The organism is Microbacterium lacus (assembly GCF_044794305.1).
GTDB classification, from domain to species: Bacteria; Actinomycetota; Actinomycetes; order Actinomycetales; family Microbacteriaceae; genus Microbacterium; species Microbacterium lacus_B.
In genome coordinates, this window is sequence record NZ_CP084996.1 from 2,015,256 (window position 1) to 2,035,537 (window position 20,282).

The window sequence follows — 20,282 nt, forward strand, 5'->3', positions numbered from 1 at the left end:
AGGATCTAGCTGTTGGGGAAGGACGGGTAGACGGGGGTTCGATCGCCCACGTCCTCGGCCACGCACACGTTTCTCTGGTGTCCGAGCCCGGTCAACGTCGAATCGATGACGTCTCCGGGCTGCAGGAACCGATTGTGGTGTGCGCCGTTGCCGGGCGCAGAGCCGAGGAAGATATGGTCACCGGGCATGAGGTTCACCCGCTCCGACGCGTAGGCGACGAACTGCTGGGGCCCGAAGATCATGTCGCCGGCGGGCCAATCCTGCATGCGCTTTCCGTTCAGATCGAGTTGGATCTGCACGGCCGCGGGATCGACGAACTCCTTAGGCACGACGAAGGGTCCGGCGACCTTGAAGGTGGGCTGGTGCTTCCCGACCCAGTCAAACCCGAAGTGGATGTCGGTACGACGGAAGTTGTCTGGCGTGCCCACATCGTTCATGATCATGTAGCCCGCGATGGAGTCATTGGCTTCCTCCGGGCGGATGAAGCGGCGTGTCTGCCCCATGACGACGCAGAGCTCGAGCTCCCAGTCCGGGTGCTCACCGATGACCGGCAGCACCAGGTCATCGGTGGCGCCGGCGAGGGAGGAATGCAGACCCGTCCAGAAGAACGGGACTCCCGTGCGCGAACGCTCCTCCATCAGCTCGAGGTTGCGAGCGTAGAAGTCCTCGTCGCTTTCACCGGCGTGGCGCTTGTGCTGGTTGAAGGCATTCTTCGTCAGCATCTGCGCAGTGTGCGTCTTGAAGTTCTGGCCCGCACCCATGAGGTTGGGGTGGGCAAGAGGGGGAAGCGGACGATAGGACGAGTACTCACCGGTGGTTGCCGACGAGTCGGCGAGTTTGGCGAGTAGCGGAAACGCCACGTTCCAATCGGCGAAGAGATCATGCGTATCGCCATAGTGAGACGAGACGTCGAGCACTGAGCCGTCGGGACGAACGATCGCGGGGAAGGCTCCCGCATCTCCACTCAGACGCGCCACGCCAAACGTGCCGTCTGCAAGACCGACCTCACTCATGCCCACTCCTTTGTGCTCGGCAACTCTTCTGATAACAACATGTTGTCAGTTCAACAACATGTTGTCAACAGGTCACATGATGAGCGACTGCGGCTTCCGTACTGTTTCAGCCTTTTGACCAGGGGTTTAGTGCGATTCCAGAACTGACAATATGTTGTCATGTATATGCATAGCCAATGCGCGCATCACGCCTTCTGATCACTCAGCGATCGCAAAGCTCCTACCGTGAGTGGCATGACATCAACGACGATGACCGAGGATCGACCCGGCGCAGTGACATCCCAACTCGATCCGTATTCGGACGCATTTCTCTCGGAGCCGTTCTCACACGAGCAGACTCTGCGCGACGCCGGACCACTGATCTGGCTCCCGCAGTACGGCGCGTATGCCATGGCGCGGTATGACCAGGTACATCACGCGCTCAACGACACCGACACTTTCTCCTCCGGAAAAGGCGTGGGTATCGAAACGCGACCCGAGGGTGAACCGCCGAACATTCTGATGTCAGACGACCCGCTGCACTCGGCGTTGCGGCGCGTTCACAACAAGGTTCTGAACCCGGCCTACATCCGCGGCCTGCGTGCAACCTTTCGGGAATCGGCAGAAGGGCTTATCGACCCGCTCGTCGGCGCCGGTCCGGTCGACGGCATCGGCGACCTCGCGGTCGCCTTTCCGTTGAGCGTATTCCCCGACATGGTGGGCGTTCGCAAGGACGGCCGCGAGAATCTCCTCAAGGCTGCGTCTCTGACGTTCAACTCTTTCGGACCGCAGAACCGACTCCGGCAAGCGGCACAGCAGGAGGGCCCCCAGGCCATGGGGTGGCTGTGGGAACAAACCGCCCCCGGAGCGACGGCTGACGGTGTCGGCCAGCACATTCACGAGGTTGCCGCTGATCAGGGTCTGCACGAGATGATTGCACGCGGCCTGGTGGCCGGGTTGCTCATTCCCGGCCTTGACACGACGATGCACGGACTGGGCCTGGCGCTGTACTACCTCGCCACCAACCCCGACCAGTGGCAGCTTTTGAAGGCCGATCCGTCACGAGCACGCGCTGCGTTCGAAGAGGCCGTGCGACTGGGATCACCCGTCCAGACCTTTGCGCGGGTAGCCACCCGTGACGTCGAAGTGGCACCGGGGTCGACGATTCCTGAAGGCGAGCGCGTACTGCTATTCCTCGGCTCTGCGAACCGCGACCCGCGCCGGTGGGACGCTCCCGAGGCGTACGACATCTCTCGAGTGACCAGCGGCCACGTCGGTTTCGGATCGGGCGGCCACAGCTGCTCGGGCCAGAACATCGCGCGCATGGAGGCGGAGTGCATTCTCGGCGTCCTCGCGGAGCGAGCCTCGAGCATCTCACTCGCTGGAGAGCCTGTCTACGAGTTGAACAACTCGCTGCGCGGTTTCCGGTCGCTTCCGATCCGCATCGACGCCTGACTAAGAGGAGGTCTCATCATGCCCGAAGTCAGATTCTTCACGCCGACCGGGAGCCTTCGCATCGTCGACGTGGCAACTGGCCAGTCCGTCATGGACGCCGCCGTCCGAAACGGCATTGACGGGATCGTCGCCGAATGCGGAGGCTCGTGCGCCTGCGCCACCTGCCACGTGTACGTCGACGAGCAGTTCTTGGCCGTGGCCGGGCGCCCTGGAGTGATGGAGGACGAAATGCTCGAGGGCGTGGCAAGTCCCAGAACCGACGCATCACGCCTGTCGTGCCAGATCAAGATGCGCGATGAGCTGCACGGAATCATTGTCAAAATCGCCCAGGAGCAATTGTGACCGCCGGAGTCCTGATCGTCGGCGGCGGACAAGCAGGAATGCAGGTGGCCGCGACGCTCCGCTCAGAGGGTTTCAGCGCGCCGATCACCATCGTGGGCGCCGAGAAGTACGCGCCGTATCAGCGGCCTCCGCTGTCGAAGGGCTTTTTACAGGGCGTCACCGATGAAGCCGGACTGGAACTGCGTGCCGACACCTTCTATTCCGAGAACGAGATCGAAGTCGTCACAGCAGAGACGATCACGACCGCTTCGCTCGCCGGCGACGGAGGCAGCGCTCTCGGCGAGTCGGGTCGGGTGTATGCCTTTGATCGATTGGTGATCGCGACCGGTGCGTCACCTCGACGCCTCACCATCCCAGGCTCTGACGCGGCGGGCGTGCTCTACATGCGAGATATCGACGATGCGCTCGAACTGAAGCGCCGCTGGCCCGCGGCCGAGAGTGTCGTTGTGATCGGTGGCGGATTCATCGGACTGGAGGTGGCCGCCGCAGCGGCAAAGGACGGCAAACATGTGACCGTGCTGGAGGTTGCTGACCGCCTCATCGGTCGCGCAGTGTCGAGCCATACGAGCGAGTTCCTGCTCGACTGGCATAGAGCCCACGGGGTAGAAGTCCGGCTCGGTGCCCGCATCGAACAGGTGCTCACAAGAGACGGAGTCGCCTCTGCGGTCTACACGAATGAAGGGATCGTGCCGGCCGACATTGTGGTCGTCGGCATCGGCGCACTGCCGCGTATCGACCTCGCCGAAGCGTTGGGCCTGCGCACCGAACCCACCGGGATCCTCGTCGACAGATTCGCTCTCACCAGCGATCCGCGCGTGCTCGCCGTCGGAGATGTTGCACTGCAGATGCACCCCGCACGCGACGAGGAACATATCCGGCTGGAGTCCGTGCAGAACGCTGTCGACCAAGGACGGATCGCAGCGTTGACCATCATGGGCAATGAGCACCCGTCGCACACCGTTCCGTGGTTCTGGTCAGACCAAGGCGACATGAAACTACAGATCGCCGGAATATCGTCGGGAAGTGACGAGGTGGTGGTGCGACCCACAGAGCATGACGACAAATTCGTCTCGCTCTACTACCTCGAGGGTCAGTTGATTGCCGTGGATGCGGTCAACAGTCCTGGCGACTATCTGACTGTGCGTCGCGCGCTCGGTGAAGGACGAAGCATCCCGGCCGAACTGGCACGGGCAAGCTCAGAACCGCTCAAATCTCTGCTCGCACCTCTCACGACGTCGGGATCGCTATGACCCGTGACGAGGAACACGAGCCGTACGAGTTCTCCCCCGAGATCGTGAGCGCGATCTGCAGGTACATGAATGAAGAGCAGCCATCGAGTTGCCTGTACATCGCCACGCACGCAACCGTGGATGACTCGCTCGTTGCTGCGGTGCTCGAAGGCTTCGATGGCGATGGTGCGATCTTTGAGATTCGGGATGCCGAGACAACTCGTCGCATCCGCGTCGAATGGGATCACCCCATCGCAACCCGCGGCGAGGTAAGAACGCAGCTGACGGGTTTGCTCGAGCGCGCGATCGGGATGTAGGACTACCGGAGTCGTCGCTCGATCGCACGTCCGACCTCGTCGAATGTGCGGCGTAGCCACTGGTTATCTTCGCGAATCGTGTGAGCGCGATGCCACCACATCGCATTAGTCAGGGGTGTCGCCACGAACGGCGGGGGGCATACCCGCACCCCTGGGACGGCGTGCGCGTGCGCGGCAAGACTCGTCTGAATGATCGCTATGCGGTCGCTTCCCGCGATCAGATGGGGCACCGCAAGCGAGCTGTCGACGGTAGCCACCACCCGTGGATACACACCGAAGCCCTGTGAATGCAGGATCGACGTGGGGATCGCCCGACGTGTGAGGTGCGTCACGACCCAGGGCAAGGAGTGCACATGGTGAGGTTCTAGATCACCGTCAGCAACGGCCGGGTTGTCATCGGCGATCAGCATCACCCAGTCGTCCTGCCAGAGGTCCATGAACATGAGCTCGTCGCTTTGCCCGAGAAAGCTGTGTGGCATGACGAGCGCATCGCCGCTACGCAAGACACTCACCGCCTCCTGAGCATCGACAGCGGAATGGCGGGCGAAGCGAAAGTTCACCTTTGGCGCGGTTTCCCGCGTGAGACGGAGCAGTTCAGGAGCCACCACCGCGAACGTGTGTTCATCTCCGTAAATGACGAACTCACGCTCGCTCTCGGCCGGAATCCACGCCGCGCCCCCGCTGAAGACGTCGCGGGCCGCAGCCAACGCAGCGGGAGTGAGGGTCGAAAGGTGCATCGCAAGCGGGGTCAACTCATAGGTGTTGCCGCGCCGGATGAGGAGCGGGTCGGAGAAGTGCGCGCGCAACTTCGCCAGCGCCCCACTCACGGTGGGTTGACTCATGTGAAGGCGCGAGCCAGCGCGGGTAACACTCGCTTCCGCCAGCAGTGAGTCCAAGATCAGCAGGAGGTTGAGGTTCACGCGACCGAGACCGTAGTCTCCCGCACTCCCCTGGCCCTCCAACGAGGATGAGGTCATGATGCCGGCTCCCTTGCTCACATTGCGGATGACTCTACCGGCGGGCTCACGCGTACTCCGTCACTCGGTGACGAGTGCGACCGAGAGCAAACGCTCCTAGTCGAGGAGGCGCGCGCTGAGGTCGTCAATGGCGACGACGACTTCGCGGTTGTAGGGAGCTCGAGCACCCGGAACGTATTCCACTCCTCGCAGACCGCCGCGGTAGCGGAACATGCCGTGTCGCTCGTGCAGTTCCCAGTCGACAGGACCCCCGCCGTCGAAGCCGACACTGATCCCTGTGAACGGCGCCATTCCTACGAGCATGGGGACGCGCTCGAAGAGCGTGTGCGTTCGACCGTCGAGCTCGACAGAAATCCGCCACGCGAAGTCGTTGAGGGCATCGAACCGGAGGGTGACGAGAGTGACGCCCGTCGCCATCGGCAGGTGGGACCTGTGCATGTGGCCATAGGCGTTGTAGCTGACGTGTAGGTGATCGTTCTCCATCCAGGCGATATAGCCACCTCCTTGGTCTCCGTGGGAGACGATGATGCCTTCTCCGGCGTCTCCCTCGAAGCGCGCGATGATCTCGATGGAGCGCAGCGCAACCAGCTTGGCGGACCTGTGACGTTCGAGCGTCGGGGTTCCCGGCAACAGGCGTACGGGCCTCTCAAACTCCAGCTCGGTCGAAGGCACCGTCGCGAGCATCTTGGGTTCGTCGGGCAGAGGGAATACCGTGTTGTGCCACGCGGCCCGGCGCCACTTCTCTGCGAGGTCGGCGACGATGTCCGGATGCTGGCTCGAGACGTCGCGCACTTCGGTGGGATCGGCCACGATGTCGAAGAGCGACCAGGGCGAGAGATCGTCCGGGCCCATGCTGGGTCGAGAGGCGACGACTTTCCACTTGCCTTCGTAGAACGCCCGGCCGCCCAACATCGTGATGTACTGCGCGGGAGATCTCTCCGGCAACCTGTCGTCTCGCAACGCCGGCACGAAGCTCTCGCCGTCGATCGCTTCTGTCGGCACGCCACGAAGAGTCTCGGGTCGAGTGATTCCGCACAGCTCGACCAGAGTCGGTGCGATGTCGGTGACATAGGTGAAGCCTGCGCGGATGCCGTCGTCGGCGTTCTTTCGAGCAAGACCTGCTGGCCAGCTCACAATGAGCGGGCTGTGAACCCCGCCCTCCTGGGTGGAGCCCTTGTACATGCGAAAAGGGGTGTTCGACACGTGGGCCCAGCCCATCGGGTAGTGACCGAACACGCGCGGTCCACCCATGTCGGCGAGAGGGCGGGGGACGTCGGCAATCCAGCCCTCGGGCATCGAAGGCTGCTGAGTGAACTGGCTGAAATAGCTGCGCGTTCCTTCGAGGCCACCTTCGCCCGTGCCGCCGTTATCGCTTGTGAAGACGAAGATCGTGTTCTCGTACTCACCGATGTCCTTCAGATGCGCGACAAGGCGTGCGACGCTGTCGTCGACCGCCGTAACTGCCGCGGCATAGACCTCCATGTGGCGCGCAAAGAGTGCACGCCGCGAGTCATCCAGGTCGTCCCATGGTTGAACACCGCCCGTGTCTTCCGGTCCCGAAGGGGAGAGCTCGACGTTCGCATCGAACAGGCCGAGGGACTTCTGTCGCTCGAACCGCTCCGCGCGGATCCGGTTCCAGCCAGCGTCATAGGCGCCCCGCTGTCGTTCGATGTCGTCGGCCTTCGCCTGGACGGGACCGTGGACTGCGTTGTGTGCGAAGTAGAGAAAGAACGGGCGGGACGAGTCGCCGGCTCGCAACGAGGCGATCATGTCGATCGCCTCGTCGGTGAGCCGATCGGTGAGGTAGTCGTCATCGGCGAACTCCTCGGTGACGGGCGAGTTGTCGCGAACGAGACGGTGGGGGTGAAACATGGTCGTGAAGCCCTCCATGCTGCCGAAGTACCGATCGAATCCGCGCTGCACCGGCCAGGACGACTTATCGGCACCGTCATGCATTTTCGACTCGACGGTCAAATGCCACTTGCCCACCATGAACGTCGAGTACCCCTGAGAACCAAAGGTCTCGGCCAAGGTCGGCATGTCGTCAGGAAGCTCCATGCGCAAGCCCGGATAGCCCGGATTGATGTTTGCCACCATGCCGAATCCCGCCCTGTGCGGGTTGACGCCCGTCAGGAGAGCCGCTCGCGTCGGCGAGCAGACCGGCATGACTCGAAAGTTGGTGAATCGATAGCCCTCGTCTGCGAGGGCTTGGATGGCTGGGGTGTCGATCTCGCTGCCGAACGGCTCCACGTCACTGAAGCCCATGTCATCGATGAGGATGACCACGACGTTGGGTGCCCCTTCTGGTGCTCGTACCGGCGATGGCCACCACGGCTGCGACTGCGATGATCGAGGTGCGATCACGCCGGCAAACCCTTCGTAGCCCCGCGGCTCCGCTCCGTTCACGCCCTGAAGGGTGGGCTGTCGCTGCTCGTTCATGTCAGCATGATGTCATCATGACAGCATGATGTCAACGTGCCGTCCGTGACCGCTTGTCCGAGAATTCTTCGGCAGCCTGACGAAGGCGCCGAGTGAGAACAGTCAACTGATCGATCTCTTCGGACGTGAACGTTCTCGTGAGCTCGGCGTACCAGCCACTCAGCGCAGAGGGAAGGCGATCGAGCACCTCTTTACCGGCAGCAGTGCACTCGTACAGTGGCGATCTGCGGTGCTCAGGATTGGGCACCCGCCTGAGGTAGCCCTCAGCGACAAGCACATCGGCGATGCGCTGGACGCTCTGCCTGGCCTGTCGCATTCGCCGCGCGACGGCGGGAACCGCCTGTGGACTTCCCGAGAACTCGTCGAGGATTCCCCAACGCGCGACCGTCTCGCCCTCCGGCGCCAAGAGCTTGTCGCCCAGCGTGTTCGCCACCGCAAGCGCACGCGTCAGTTCTCCGAACATGGTGCCGAGTGGGCCGCTTCGGCTCGTCAGCTCCCGCTCGTCGAATGATCGCTGCTCGCTGTCACCGACGTGGTCGACTCCGCCCACAGGATCCTCCGACTCGTGCGTTGCACTCATGACAATACCCCGCTGCCTTGACGACCCACTCGATGCCGTCGGCGTATGGTTTTGAGTTTGACGTGACAGTCTAGTGTCATATTGACATTATGCTGTCATGGTGCAATCCTGGCCCATGTAGCCACCATCTGCTACCCCTGCTATCGGACGAAGAAGTCATGAAAGGCGCCACAATGTTCCAGCCTCTACACGGTCGACGATTCGCGGCCATCGCGTCTGTCTCGCTTGGTGCGGTACTTCTCGCGAGTTGCGCTGGCACCAGCCCCGGCGATGATGAGTCAGTTGCTGGCTTCTCGTTCACTTTCCCCGTGGCCGCAGACCAAGACAACTTCTACGAGACCTTGGCGCAGCGCTACATGGATGAGACCGGCGTCGAAATCGAGCTGCTCAGCTTGCCGGTCGCTGCATACGAGACACAGTTGCCCACACAACTCCAGGGCGGAAACTCCGCCGACGTCTTCGCGACGGTGCCCGGTCGTGGGTCACCTGTTTCCATCGTCGGTCTGGCCGAAGCCGAACTGCTCGCACCTCTCGACGAAGCCAGCGCGTCGGTCGTTCCCGCGGGGACTGAAGCCCTCTACAGCGTTGGCGGCGAGATCTACGGGCAGCCGATATCGCAGGTACCCGTGGGGATCATCTGGAACCCCGCCGCGGCCGAGGCCGCCGGCTTGACGGACTACCCGACTTCCTTCGACGAGACCCTCGAAGCCTGCATGTTGGCACGAGAAGCAGAGATGAACTACATGATCCTCGCAGGAGCGATCCCCAACAATCTCGGTCTCATGGCACAGGGGCTCTCTGCGACGCGGGTGTACGCCGAGAACCCGAACTGGAATGAGCAGCGAGCCGAGGGCGAGGTTTCGTTCGCCGACAGCGGCTGGCGCACGGTACTTGAAGACATCGAGGCGATGAGCGAAGCAGGTTGCTTCCAGGAAGGCGCCGTAGGGAGTGGATTCGAAGCCATCGACGCCAATGTCGGCGCCGGCATCGCGTTCAGCGCTGCTCTGCCGGGGAACGCAGCGACGTCAGTCGGTGACGCGCGTGACACGCTCATCGAGGTTCGCGCCTACGCACCACGCGTCGCAGACGACGCACCCTGGGTTCTTCTCTCCGCGCGCGACGCACTAGCCGTCAGCGCGAGCGCGAGCGATGAGGCCAAGGCGGCCGCACAGGACTTTCTCGCGTGGCTCGCAGAGCCCGACAACGCCGCCGAGTTGGCCGAACTCGAGGGAAGCTTCCCCATCACGGGCGGACTCCAGGACTCGGTGACGGATGAACTCCAACCGGTCGTGGACCTGGTCGGTTCGGAGTCCTTCTCTACACTGCCGACCGACACGTGGCCCAACCCAGCCGTCTATGCCGAACTGGGAAGTGGCATCCAGGGAATCTTGACCGGCCAACTCACCGTTGACGACGTCCTTCAGGCCGTGGACGCCGCCTGGGACAGCTGACAGTTACGCAGCGAGAAGCGCGCGACCTGTTACCTGCCGGCTCAGTCCGAGCTGGTAACAGGTCGGATCAGCAGGCTGTCGAGCAATCGCTTCGTCAGCGCCCATTGTCGCGCGCGATCCACGCCGTAGAGGCGCTGCAGCTGCAGTCCGTCAGACAGCGCGATACACATCTGGGCGGCGTCACCTGGGTCAACGTCCGGTCGGAGATGGCCATCCTCCTGCGCCTCCAGGAAAGCTGTTCGGACGGTACGCAGAATCAACTCGTAGCGGTCGCGAAAGTAGGCGTGCGCCGGATGATCGTCGATTGTCGCTTCGGCCGAGAGGATGGCGAACAGTTGGGTCAGTCCGCGATCTTGCTCGTCACGCTCAGCGATCTCGAGGACTCCGCGGAGCAGTTCGACGCCCCTACGGCCTTCAAGGTGGCTCGCAGCATCGAGATCGCGCTCTCGCAACACCGCCTCGAGCAGGCCGGCTTTTGTCGGGAAGTGATGGGTCACCCCCGGCATCGTCATGCCTGCTCGTTTGGCGATCTCGCTCATCGAACTGTTCAGGTACCCGTAGCGCGCGAACACCCCGAAGGCGGCATCGAGGATTTCCTCGCGCCGTTTCGGTGTCTTCGCGTACGAGCCGCGCGGACCTGGGCGTCTAGGCATTGATGAAGGGTATCAAAACCTTCGATAACTAAACACTTTTGGTGCTAAAGGTTTTCGTGTTAGGTTTCCCCCATCGCCACAGCTCCGTGCCGATTCACCCGTTCGTTCCGAAAGGACGTGCAATGTTGCACCGCACCAAGGTCGCGCGCGCTGTCGCCGCCGGTGGGCTCGTTTCCGTACTTGCTCTGACCGCTTGTTCCTCTTCCGCTTCGCCTGAGTCTGGCTCCGAAACGCCGACCACGCTCAACATGGGCATCCTCACGCAGCTCACCTCGTTCGCGCCGTGGGAAGCGTCGTGGTCGAACCAATCGCCCTACCTCCAGGCTGTGTACGACACGCTGTTGCGCTCCGAGCCCGACGGAACGATCGTCGAAGGCCTCGCGACCGCGTGGGAGTGGGACGAATCGAAAACCGTCCTGACCCTGACTATCCGGGAGGGTGTGACGTTCTCCGACGGCACTGCTCTCACCGCACAGGTCGCCGCCGACAATCTCACCCGGTTCCGTGACGGCACGAGCGAGAACGCACCGTTCCTCGCCGGTATGACCTCTGCCGAGGCACCTGACGACACGACGCTCGTGATCACGCTCGCCCTGCCCGACCCGGCCCTACCGGTCTACTTGAGCCAGAATGCGGGACTCGTCGGCAGCCCGGCGATGTTCGACTCGCCCGACGCGCAGACCACCCCGATCGGCAGCGGCCCGTACGTGCTCGACGCGGATGAGACCGTCATCGGTTCGACCTACGTCTACGAGGCGAACGAAGACTACTGGGACGCCGACTCGGTGCACTACGACAGCATCGAGATGACCTTCTACGGCGACCCCACGGCACTGATGAACGCTGTCAAGGGTGGTCAGGTCGACGCCACCAATCTGCAGACCCCGACGCAGGCTACCGAGGCCGAGGCCGCTGGCTTCACCGCCGAGATCTCGGAGCAGAACTGGACCGGGTTCCTTCTCGTTGACCGTGATGGCGTCATCAACCCCGCAATGGGTGACGTGCGCGTTCGCCAGGCCATCAATTACGCGATGGACCGCGAAGGCATGTTGCAGGCGCTCGAGGGCGGCCTCGGCACCGTCACCACGCAGGTGTTCGGTCTGAACACCTCCGCCTACAACGACGACCTGAACGAGCGGTACCCCTACGACCCTGAGATGGCGACAGAGCTCCTCACCGAGGCGGGTTACCCGGATGGCTTCACCCTCGTCATGCCGAGCAATAACTTCGTGCCGGAGTCAGTATTCGCCATCTACAAGGAACAGCTCGACGCGGTCGGCATCAACGTCGAATGGGAGACTACTGGCGATGACCTGTTCGGCCGCATGCTCGGCGGAACGTGGGCGTCATTCCCGTTCCTTCTCCAGTCCGACCCGACGTCGTGGCAGACCATTCAGCTGTCGATGCTGCCGGAGTCAACGTGGAACACCTCCCGTGTTGCTGATCCGACGGTGATCGAGCTCGCCGACATCGTCCGCGCTGGCGACGAGGCTGAAGCGGATGCTGCGGCCCAGGAACTCAACGAGTACATCGTCGAGCAGGCCTGGTACGCCCCGCTCTATCGCCCGTACTCGACCTACATCACCGCAGAGGGCACTCAGGCGACGGTCCAAGCCGACAACGCCGTTCCCTACCTGTGGAACATCCGCCCGTCCGAGTGATCTAGGAAGGACTCGTGCGCGGGGTCGGAACGTCGGCCCCGCGCACGGCACAACGTCAATGCTGACTTTCATCTCCCGCCGCGTTCTCGCAGGCGTGCTGACAGTACTCACGATCAGCGTGTTGGGCTTTTTCCTGCTCTATCTTGGTGGGCGCGACACCGCTCGCCGGATCGTCGGCGACACTGCGGACCCTGAGATCGTCGCTCGTAAGGCAGAAGAACTGGGCCTCAACCGTCCGATCATCGTGCAGTTCTTCGATTGGGCAGGGAGCGCACTGACCGGTGATCTCGGCCGTTCGTGGTTCTCGGGTCAGCCCGTGACCGAAGCCCTCGCCAGTCGCCTCCCCGTGACGCTCTCGCTCACGATCGGCGCCGTGCTGCTGACCGCGATCGTCGGCACGATCCTGGGTGTGCTCGCCGCGACCCGGCGTGGATCAGTAGACAGCACCATCCAAGTCGGCTCCTTCGTGGCGGCAGCGATTCCCGGGTTCCTCGTCGCTCTCGTCCTGGTGCTGATCTTCGCGATCGGCCTGGGATGGTTCCCGGCCACGGGCTACATCCGGCCCGACACGTCGTTCGTCGGATGGTTGTCCACCATCACTCTTCCGGTCATCGCATTGGCTATCGGGGCGATCGCCAGCATCGCGCAGCAGGTGCGCGGTTCGATGCTCGACGCCCAGCGCCTCGACTACGTCCGCACACTGCGCGCACGAGGCATCCCGAACCGACGCGTGGTCTACGGCCACGTCCTGCGCAACTCTGCCGGGCCCGCGCTCAGCGTTCTGGGCATTCAGTTCATCGTGATGTTCGGTGGCGCCGTCGTCGTTGAACAGGTCTTCTCCCTCCCCGGTCTCGGCCAGACTGCCGTCTCAGCGACGGTCCAGGGTGACATCCCCCTCATCATGGGCCTCATCGTCATGACCGCCGTCATCGTGCTCATCATCAACCTCGCCGTCGACCTCCTGCAGGGATGGCTCAACCCGAAGGTGCGACTGTCATGACTTCGCCCACCCCTAAACGCCGCTCTGTCGCGGGCCGCGTGCTCAGGACGCCGTTGGGAGCGATCTCGGCCGCGTACCTAATCGCGCTCGTCTTCGTCGCGATCGCCGCCCCCCTCCTCGCTCCTTACCCGCCCGATGCTACGTCGCTGTCCAACGTGCTCGCACCGCCGAGCGCCGAGCACCTGCTCGGCGGCGACAGCGCGGGCCGCGACATCCTCTCCCGCCTGATCTACGCCACGTCGACCAGCCTTCTGGGCGCGACCATCGCCGTCGCCGTCGCCGCGGTCATCGGCATCACTTCGGGTCTCATCGCGGGGTACCGCGGTGGGTGGTTCGACAACGTGTCGAACTTCATGGCCGGCATGGTGCTCTCGCTCCCCGCGATCGTCGTCCTGCTCGCCGCACGCGCGGTGACCGGACCCTCGATCTGGTGGATCATGGCCATCTTCGGTGTCGTGCTCTCTGCCTCGTACTACCGGATCGTCTACGGCGCGGTACGCAACGTCCGCAAAGAGCTCTACATCGACGCGGCGCGGGTGGCCGGACTCAGCGATCTGCGCATCGTCGGCCGGCACGTGCTCACAGCCGTCCGGGCTCCGGTCATTCTGCTGACGACCGGCCTCTTCGCCGTCGCGATCGCGATTCAAGCGAGCCTCGACTTCCTCGGAGTCGGCGACCCGTCGTTGCCGACGTGGGGTGGGATGCTCAGCGAAGGCTTCTACAACCTGTCACGCACGCCGTGGCTCATGGTCTGGCCCAGCATCGCCATCGCGCTGACCTGCATCGCGTTCTCGCTGTTCGGCAACGCCCTACGGGACGTGCTCGAACAGTCGGGGAGCGGCTCCAGCAACGCCCCGCGCACGTGGACTCCGCCGGCCCAACGCCCCGAGGCACCGGTGCGACACGAGGGGGGCGTCACATCGGAGCCCTTGCTCGAGATCGACGGACTGTCGGTCGCCTATCGCGGCGAAGCGGGGTGGTCGACCGTTGTCGACGACGTGTCGATCACGGTCGGTCGCGGCGAGGTGCACGCTCTGATCGGTGAGTCTGGTTCGGGCAAGACCCAGACCGCATGGTCGGTGCTGGGGCTTCTCCCCGAGGGTGGCCGGTGCGTCGCCGGGGCGATCCGCTTCGATGGCGACGATCTGCTGACCATGAGCCCGCGAGCGCTCGAGAAGCTGCGCGGACGCCGCATCGGGTACGTGCCGCAAGAGCCGATGTCGAACCTCGACCCGTCGTACACGATCGGCCACCAGCTCGTCACACCGCTGCGGATCACCCTCGGACTCTCGCGGGCCGACGCGAAAGCGCGGGCGCTGGCGCTGCTGGCACGTGTCGGCATCGCCGACCCCGAGCGCACGTTCGCCGCCTACCCCCACCAGATCTCGGGAGGCATGGCGCAGCGCGTGCTGATCGCGGGAGCCGTCGCAACCGAGCCCGACCTGATCATCGCCGACGAACCCACCACGGCACTCGATGTCACGGTGCAGGCCGAGATACTGCAGCTGCTGCGCGACCTTCAGCGAGAGACCGGCATGTCGATGCTCATCGTGACCCACAACTTCGGCGTCGTCGCAGACCTTGCCGATCGAGTCTCGGTGATGCGGTCCGGAAGCATCGTCGAAACCGGCTCGGTCGCCGATGTCTTCAGCAACCCCCGCCACACCTACACGCAGGGACTCTTCGAGGCGCTCCTCGATGGAGCCCCCGCCCGAGGAGCGCTGCAGAAATGACCGACACTCCCCTTCCTACGATCCAGGCAGAGCGTCCCCTGCTCGAGATCCGCGACCTGCGGGTCGCGTATCCGGGCCGCGGTCTGAAGCGCACGCCGATCGAAATCCTCCACGGCGTCAGCCTCGACGTGCGCGCCGGCGAAACTGTTGGCCTCGTCGGAGAATCCGGCTCAGGAAAATCCACGCTCGGCCGCGCTGCGCTCGGCCTCGCGCCGGTGACCGGCGGAACGATCACCCTCGACGGCGAAGACATCTCGCACGCTTCCCGCTCACGCAGGCGCGCGCTGGCAGTCGACCTCCAGGTGATCTTCCAAGACCCGTACTCTTCCCTCAGCCCCGCGCTCACGGTCGGCGACACTCTCGCCGAACCCCTGCGCGCGCGAGGTGTCAGCACGAAAGTCGCTGCGCGGCGGGTACGCGAACTGCTCGATTTGGTGCATCTGCCGGCGGATGCCGCGCATCGCCTCCCCCGGGAATTCAGCGGTGGCCAGCGTCAGCGCGTCGCCATCGCAAGGGCGATCGCGCTGGAACCGCGGCTCATCGTGTGTGACGAACCGGTGTCGGCGCTCGACCTCACCACTCAGGCGCGCATTCTCGAGCTTCTCCTCGAAGTCCAGGCCCGGACCGGCGTCGCGTACCTTTTCGTCTCGCACGACCTGAACGTCGTGCGAGTGCTCTGTCACCGCGTCGCCGTGATGCGCGCCGGCGAAATCGTCGAGTGGGGAGACGGTGACATCGTCACCTCCACCCCGAGTCACCCCTATACACAGCGGTTGCTTCTTGCATCCCCCGTAGCCGACCCGGCAGCACAAGCCGAGCGACGCCGACTCTTCCAGTCCGTGGCTCCCATCGCCGCTGACCATGAACTTAAGGAATCCGCATGACCACCCTGAACACGACGACCCTCGATGCGCGCGCCCGCGCGAAAGCCCTTGTCGCAGGGCTCAGCGCGGCCGAGCAGGCGGGACTGCTGTTCCACCCGATGATCATGATCGAAGCCGACCACGACCCCGATGCGTCTTCGCCGTTCGGGCCATCGACCCGCGAACTCATCGTTGATCGAGGCATCCGTCACTTCGCTCTCGCCACAATTCCGTCCCCGCAAGAGACCGCCCGCGTTCTCGCGCAGCTGCAAGAGATCGCCACCTCGCACGGCTCACGCCTCCCGATCGTCTTCTCTACCGACCCGCGCCACTCCTTCCTGCAGAATGACGGGGCGACTCATCGCGCCGAAGGCGTGTCGCAGTGGCCCGAGCCGATCGCCTTCGGCGCGCTCGATGACCCCGACCTCGCGCGCGACTTCGCCCGGATCGTGCGCGATGACTACCGCGCCATCGGTATCCGGATGGCCCTGCACCCGCAGGTCGATCTCACGACTGACCCCCGCTGGGCCCGGCAGGCGCAGAGCTTCGGTGCCGACCCCGAGCTGACGTCCCGACTCTTGACTGCGTTCCTCGAGGGCCTGCAGGGACCCGAGCTCGGGGCCGAGAGCGTCGCGGCCACCGTCAAGCACTTCCCGGGTGGCGGCGCCCAGAAGGACGGGGAAGATCCCCACTTCGAATACGGCCGCGAGCAGGTCTACCCCGGCGGCCGCTTCGAAGACCACCTTCAGCCGTTCCGCGCGGCCATCGCCGCCGGCGCCTCAACGATCATGCCGTACTACGGCATGCCCGTCGGCCTCAGCCGCAACGGGCAGAAGATCGAAGAAGTCGGGTTCGCCTTCAACCGGGCCCTCATCACCGACCTCCTGCGCGGTGAACTCGGGTTCGACGGCCTCGTGCTGAGTGACTTCGGTCTCGTCCACGACGCCGTCGTCTTCGGCAAGCCGTTCCCCGCCCGCGCGTGGGGTGTCGAGCACCTCGACCCCGGTCAGCGCGTCGCTCGACTTCTCGTCGCCGGCGTCGACCAACTCGGCGGCGAGAGCGACACGGCATTGCTGCTGTCACTACTCGAGGACGGCCGCGTCACGCAGGAGCGCGTTCAGGATGCCGCAACCCGTGTCGTCGAGATGAACCTGCGCCTGTTCGGTGAGAGCGACGAAGATGCTCCGGATGCTGCGACCCTCCCGCTGCGCGAGCACGTCGAGCTGGGCCGGCTCGCGCAATCCCGGTCGATCACGGTTTTGCGCGCGGGCCTTCCCGGTGAGGCAGCAACCCTTCCGTTGACCGGACCGCTGCGCGTCTACCTGCAGGGTCTCGATGCCGACGCACTTCCGCCGGGCTGGAACGAGTCAGCCGCCCCCGACGCCGACATCGCCATCGTGCGGCTCGCCGCACCGTTCGAACCGCGCGATCACTACTTCCTGGAGAGCGGTATGGAACAGGGCTCACTCGAGTTCGCTCCCGCCGTCATCGAAGAACTGCGCGCGCTCGCCGCTGTGACGCCGCTCATCATCGCGGTCACCCTGAGTCGCCCGGCGATCCTCACCCCGCTGGCCGAGTTCGCCACCGCGATCGTCGGCGACTTCGGGGCATCCGATCGGGCGCTCCTGGATGCGCTGACCGGCAGGGTGATACCCGAAGGGTGCCTTCCTTTCGAGCTCCCGCGGAGCATGCAGGCCGTTGTGGACAGCCAACCGGATGTCGCCGGAGGCACGGTGGATCCGCTGTACCCTGCGGGGTGGCGGGTCGTACTGTCTGGCGCAATCAACGAGGGGAACCGATGAGCGCGCTCGTGCGGGTCGGGACGGTCGTCGCCGAGCATCGGCGTGACTCCCCCTTCGTCGCCACCGACCGGCCGCGGCTGTCGTGGATCATCGACGCCGCACCCACCGGATGGCGTCAGTCGGGCGCGCAGATCCGCTTTGATGGCGGGGAGGTCGCGCACCTCGAGGGCGCCGAGCACACGCTTCAGCCCTGGCCGTTCGCCGCGCTCTCGGATGATCTGACCCACACCGTCGAGGTGCGGGTGGCGGATGCATCCGGAACCTTCTCGGGCTGGAGCGAACCGCGCGAGGTGCGATTGGCTTCCGTCTCGGAGTGGTCGGCACCCTTCATCGGGCTCGCGGACCCCGACCGTCCCGCTCAACCCGTCCTTCTGTCGAGAAACTTCGTCGTGAGAGAAGGCGTGATCGGCGCTCTTGCGCACGTTGCGGCCTACGGCATCGCCGAGGTCTCCATCGACGGCGTCGTGATCGATGACACGGTTCTCGGCCCGGGATGGACGAGCTACGACAACCGCGTGCTGCACGACACGGTAGACGTTCTCCCGCTCCTCGACCGCGCAGACTCACACTCGCTCGCGGTCCGCCTCACGGGCGGGTGGTTCACCGAAGAGTACGGGTTCGGCCCCGCGGGCACCCGCGTCTACGGCGAGCAGCCCTCGGTCGCGCTCGAACTCCATCTCGCGTTCGCCGACGGAAGCCGCGAGGTCATCCGCACCGACGAGACCTGGTCGGCGACGGGCGACTGGCAGGTCGTCGACTCGGGCATCTACGCCGGCGAGACGGTCGACCTGCGACGCTCACCCGCGGCCGGTACACCCGCGCTCATCGCGCAGACCGGAATCAGCCCCGAACCGCGAACACTGGAACCCGTCCGACGCATCGAAGAAGTCGCGCCGGTCTCCATCGAGCGGCTGCCTTCGGGCACTCACCGCCTCGACTTCGGGCAGAACCTCGTCGGTCGCCTCCGGCTTTCGGTAGCCGACCCCCACGGCACCGAGATCATCGTGCGCCACGCGGAAGTCCTCGAACACGGAGAGCTCGGAACCCGGCCCTTGCGGCGCGCGGCGGCAACCGACCGATTCATCCTGGATGGTGAACACCGCACGCTGGAGCCGATGGGAACCTTCCACGGCTTTCGCTACGCCGAGATCACCGGTTGGCCCGGCGAACTCGACCCTGCGGCGGTACGCGCGGTCGTCCTCCACACCGACATGCGCAGGACCGGATGGTTCGACTCCTCGCACGAACTGCTGAACCGCCTCCACGAGAACGTGGTCTGGTCGATGCGCGGAAACTTCCTCTCGGTGCCCACCGACTGCCCCCAGCGCGACGAGCGGATGGGCTGGACCGGCGACGTGCAGGTCTTCGCCCCAACTGCCGCGACCCTCTACGACAGCAACGCATTCCTGGGCAACTGGCTTCGCGATCTCGCGTTCGAGCAGAGTAAGCGCGATGGCATCGTCCCGTTCGTGGTGCCCGATGTTCTGCGTTATCCCGTCGGGCCGACCGCTGCGTGGGGGGATGCCGCGACCGTCGTGCCGACCGTGCTCGCCGACCGCTTCGGCGATGAAGAAGTTCTTTCTGGCCAGTTCGAGAGCATGAAGGCCTGGGTCGACAGCATCCTGCCGTTCGTGGATTCCGACGGGCTATGGGAGGGGCACATCCAACTCGGCGACTGGCTCGACCCAGAGGCTCCGCCCGAGCTGCCGGGTGCGGCAAAGACTCCCGGCGACATCGTCGCCACCGCGCACCTCTTCCGGTCCGCAGATCTGGTGGCGCGCGCAGCCGCTCGACTGGGCCGAGTAGATCTCGTGAGCGAGTACGGGGCGATCGCCGAGCGCACTCGGTCAGGCTTCCTCAGGGCCTACGTCACCCCGGGCGGCCGCATGACCGCCGATGCTCCGACCGCGTACGCGATGGCGCTGTCGTACGGGATCGTGACGGATGCTGCGCAACGCCAACAGCTCGGCGATCGCCTGGCCCATGTGTCACGTCGCTCTTCGTTTCACATCGCCACAGGCTTCGTCGGCACGCCGCTCGTGCTCGACGCTCTCGTCGACACGGGCCACGCCGATGTCGCCGGACGGCTTCTCCTGCAGACCAGCTTCCCGTCGTGGCTGTACCCCGTGACCATGGGAGCGACCACCGTGTGGGAGCGGTGGGACTCGATGCTGCCGGACGGCTCGATCAACCCCGGCGAAATGACCTCGTTCAACCACTACGCGTTCGGTGCTGTTGTCGATTGGCTCTATCGCCGTCTGGCGGGCATTGCACCGGGCTCGACTGGCTACCGACGCATCCGCTTCGCTCCAACCCCCCTCGACAATCTCGACCGAGCGAGCGCAACGCTGGACACACCGTCCGGCCGCGTGGCCGGCGGCTGGGAGCGGACGGATCAGGCCATCCACTTCTCGCTCACCGTCCCCGCCCACTCCAGCGCCGAGGTGCACCTGCCGGACGGAACCGCCCATGACGTGGGTTCGGGGACGCACAGCTGGGTCATTGCCGCACCCGCAGGTGTGGAGCTGCCCGTGCCCTCGCTCGGGTCGAGCTTCCGCGAGATCGCGGATGACCGCGAGGCATTGGCCACCGTGCTCGGCGTCTTGCGCACCCACGACCCCGCGTACGAGGCCCTCGTTCAGCGCCGTGTCGATTGGAACGTGACCGACCCGCTACCTGCGGGACTGTTCGACATGCCCCCTCAGGTCTTCGGCGCTCTCGCGGGAGCACTCGATGCTCTGACACAGGCCCGAACGGTGCAAACGGGCTAGAGTAGCGAACTTGTTCC

The 20,282-nt window shown here is 64.7% G+C and carries 16 protein-coding genes; 11 read left to right on the top strand and 5 right to left on the bottom strand.

Going from position 1 to position 20,282, the window contains the following annotated elements; all coding sequences use genetic code 11:
- Positions 1-5: 5 nt before the first annotated feature.
- On the bottom strand, positions 6-1,013 hold the full coding sequence (locus tag LG299_RS09620; RefSeq protein ID WP_404429618.1) for a fumarylacetoacetate hydrolase family protein: 1,008 nt from the start codon (positions 1,011-1,013) through the stop codon (positions 6-8).
- A 234-nt stretch (positions 1,014-1,247) separates the two neighbouring features.
- Here LG299_RS09620 and LG299_RS09625 point away from each other — a divergent pair, with 234 nt between their 5' ends.
- Genes LG299_RS09625 through LG299_RS09640 form a run of 4 tightly spaced genes read left to right on the top strand, consistent with a single transcriptional unit; the run spans position 1,248 to position 4,335 of the window.
- Positions 1,248-2,447, top strand: a complete 1,200-nt coding sequence (locus tag LG299_RS09625; protein ID WP_404429620.1) for a cytochrome P450 — start codon at positions 1,248-1,250, stop codon at positions 2,445-2,447.
- Between the two features lie 18 nt (positions 2,448-2,465).
- Complete coding sequence (locus LG299_RS09630) at positions 2,466-2,789, top strand: 2Fe-2S iron-sulfur cluster-binding protein (RefSeq protein ID WP_404429622.1); 324 nt, start codon at positions 2,466-2,468, stop codon at positions 2,787-2,789.
- Complete coding sequence (locus LG299_RS09635) at positions 2,786-4,039, top strand: NAD(P)/FAD-dependent oxidoreductase (RefSeq protein WP_404429624.1); 1,254 nt, start codon at positions 2,786-2,788, stop codon at positions 4,037-4,039. The genes LG299_RS09630 and LG299_RS09635 overlap by 4 nt, the downstream gene beginning before the upstream one ends.
- A complete protein-coding gene (locus LG299_RS09640; RefSeq protein WP_404429626.1) occupies positions 4,036-4,335 on the top strand; it encodes a DUF2470 domain-containing protein in 300 nt (99 codons plus the stop codon). Before LG299_RS09635 ends, LG299_RS09640 begins: the two co-directional genes overlap by 4 nt.
- A 2-nt stretch (positions 4,336-4,337) precedes the next feature.
- On the opposite strand, the gene LG299_RS09645 is transcribed toward LG299_RS09640, so the two are convergent.
- The 3 genes from LG299_RS09645 to LG299_RS09655 form a co-directional block, all read right to left on the bottom strand.
- Complete coding sequence (locus LG299_RS09645; RefSeq protein WP_404429628.1) at positions 4,338-5,312, bottom strand: LysR family transcriptional regulator; 975 nt, start codon at positions 5,310-5,312, stop codon at positions 4,338-4,340.
- Between the two features lie 96 nt (positions 5,313-5,408).
- Positions 5,409-7,751, bottom strand: a complete 2,343-nt coding sequence (locus tag LG299_RS09650; protein ID WP_404429630.1) for an arylsulfatase — start codon at positions 7,749-7,751, stop codon at positions 5,409-5,411.
- 31 nt (positions 7,752-7,782) lie between these two features.
- Complete coding sequence (locus tag LG299_RS09655; RefSeq protein WP_404429632.1) at positions 7,783-8,331, bottom strand: MarR family winged helix-turn-helix transcriptional regulator; 549 nt, start codon at positions 8,329-8,331, stop codon at positions 7,783-7,785.
- Positions 8,332-8,639: 308 nt separating this feature from the next.
- Here LG299_RS09655 and LG299_RS09660 point away from each other — a divergent pair, with 308 nt between their 5' ends.
- On the top strand, positions 8,640-9,782 hold the full coding sequence (locus LG299_RS09660; protein ID WP_404429634.1) for an ABC transporter substrate-binding protein: 1,143 nt from the start codon (positions 8,640-8,642) through the stop codon (positions 9,780-9,782).
- Between the two features lie 41 nt (positions 9,783-9,823).
- Here the strand turns inward: LG299_RS09660 and LG299_RS09665 are convergent, their stop codons facing one another.
- Complete coding sequence (locus tag LG299_RS09665; protein WP_404429636.1) at positions 9,824-10,435, bottom strand: TetR/AcrR family transcriptional regulator; 612 nt, start codon at positions 10,433-10,435, stop codon at positions 9,824-9,826.
- Between the two features lie 122 nt (positions 10,436-10,557).
- Here LG299_RS09665 and LG299_RS09670 point away from each other — a divergent pair, with 122 nt between their 5' ends.
- The 6 genes from LG299_RS09670 to LG299_RS09695 are packed head-to-tail and all read left to right on the top strand — an operon-like array spanning position 10,558 to position 20,265.
- The gene (locus LG299_RS09670; protein ID WP_404429638.1) at positions 10,558-12,096 is read left to right on the top strand and encodes an ABC transporter substrate-binding protein; all 1,539 of its coding nucleotides are present in this window, start codon (positions 10,558-10,560) and stop codon (positions 12,094-12,096) included.
- Between the two features lie 58 nt (positions 12,097-12,154).
- Positions 12,155-13,096 carry an ABC transporter permease gene (locus tag LG299_RS09675; protein ID WP_404429640.1) on the top strand — a complete coding sequence of 314 codons (942 nt, stop codon included), beginning with the start codon at positions 12,155-12,157 and terminating at the stop codon, positions 13,094-13,096.
- Positions 13,093-14,829 carry an ATP-binding cassette domain-containing protein gene (locus LG299_RS09680; RefSeq protein WP_404429642.1) on the top strand — a complete coding sequence of 579 codons (1,737 nt, stop codon included), beginning with the start codon at positions 13,093-13,095 and terminating at the stop codon, positions 14,827-14,829. Before LG299_RS09675 ends, LG299_RS09680 begins: the two co-directional genes overlap by 4 nt.
- Positions 14,826-15,713 (top strand): ATP-binding cassette domain-containing protein, encoded by an 888-nt coding sequence (locus LG299_RS09685; RefSeq protein ID WP_404429644.1) that lies wholly within the window; start codon positions 14,826-14,828, stop codon positions 15,711-15,713. Before LG299_RS09680 ends, LG299_RS09685 begins: the two co-directional genes overlap by 4 nt.
- Complete coding sequence (locus LG299_RS09690; RefSeq protein WP_404429646.1) at positions 15,710-17,494, top strand: glycoside hydrolase family 3 protein; 1,785 nt, start codon at positions 15,710-15,712, stop codon at positions 17,492-17,494. The genes LG299_RS09685 and LG299_RS09690 overlap by 4 nt, the downstream gene beginning before the upstream one ends.
- Entirely contained in the window at positions 17,491-20,265 is a 2,775-nt protein-coding gene (locus LG299_RS09695; RefSeq protein ID WP_404429648.1) for a family 78 glycoside hydrolase catalytic domain, read from the top strand. Before LG299_RS09690 ends, LG299_RS09695 begins: the two co-directional genes overlap by 4 nt.
- Positions 20,266-20,282 lie beyond the last annotated feature (17 nt).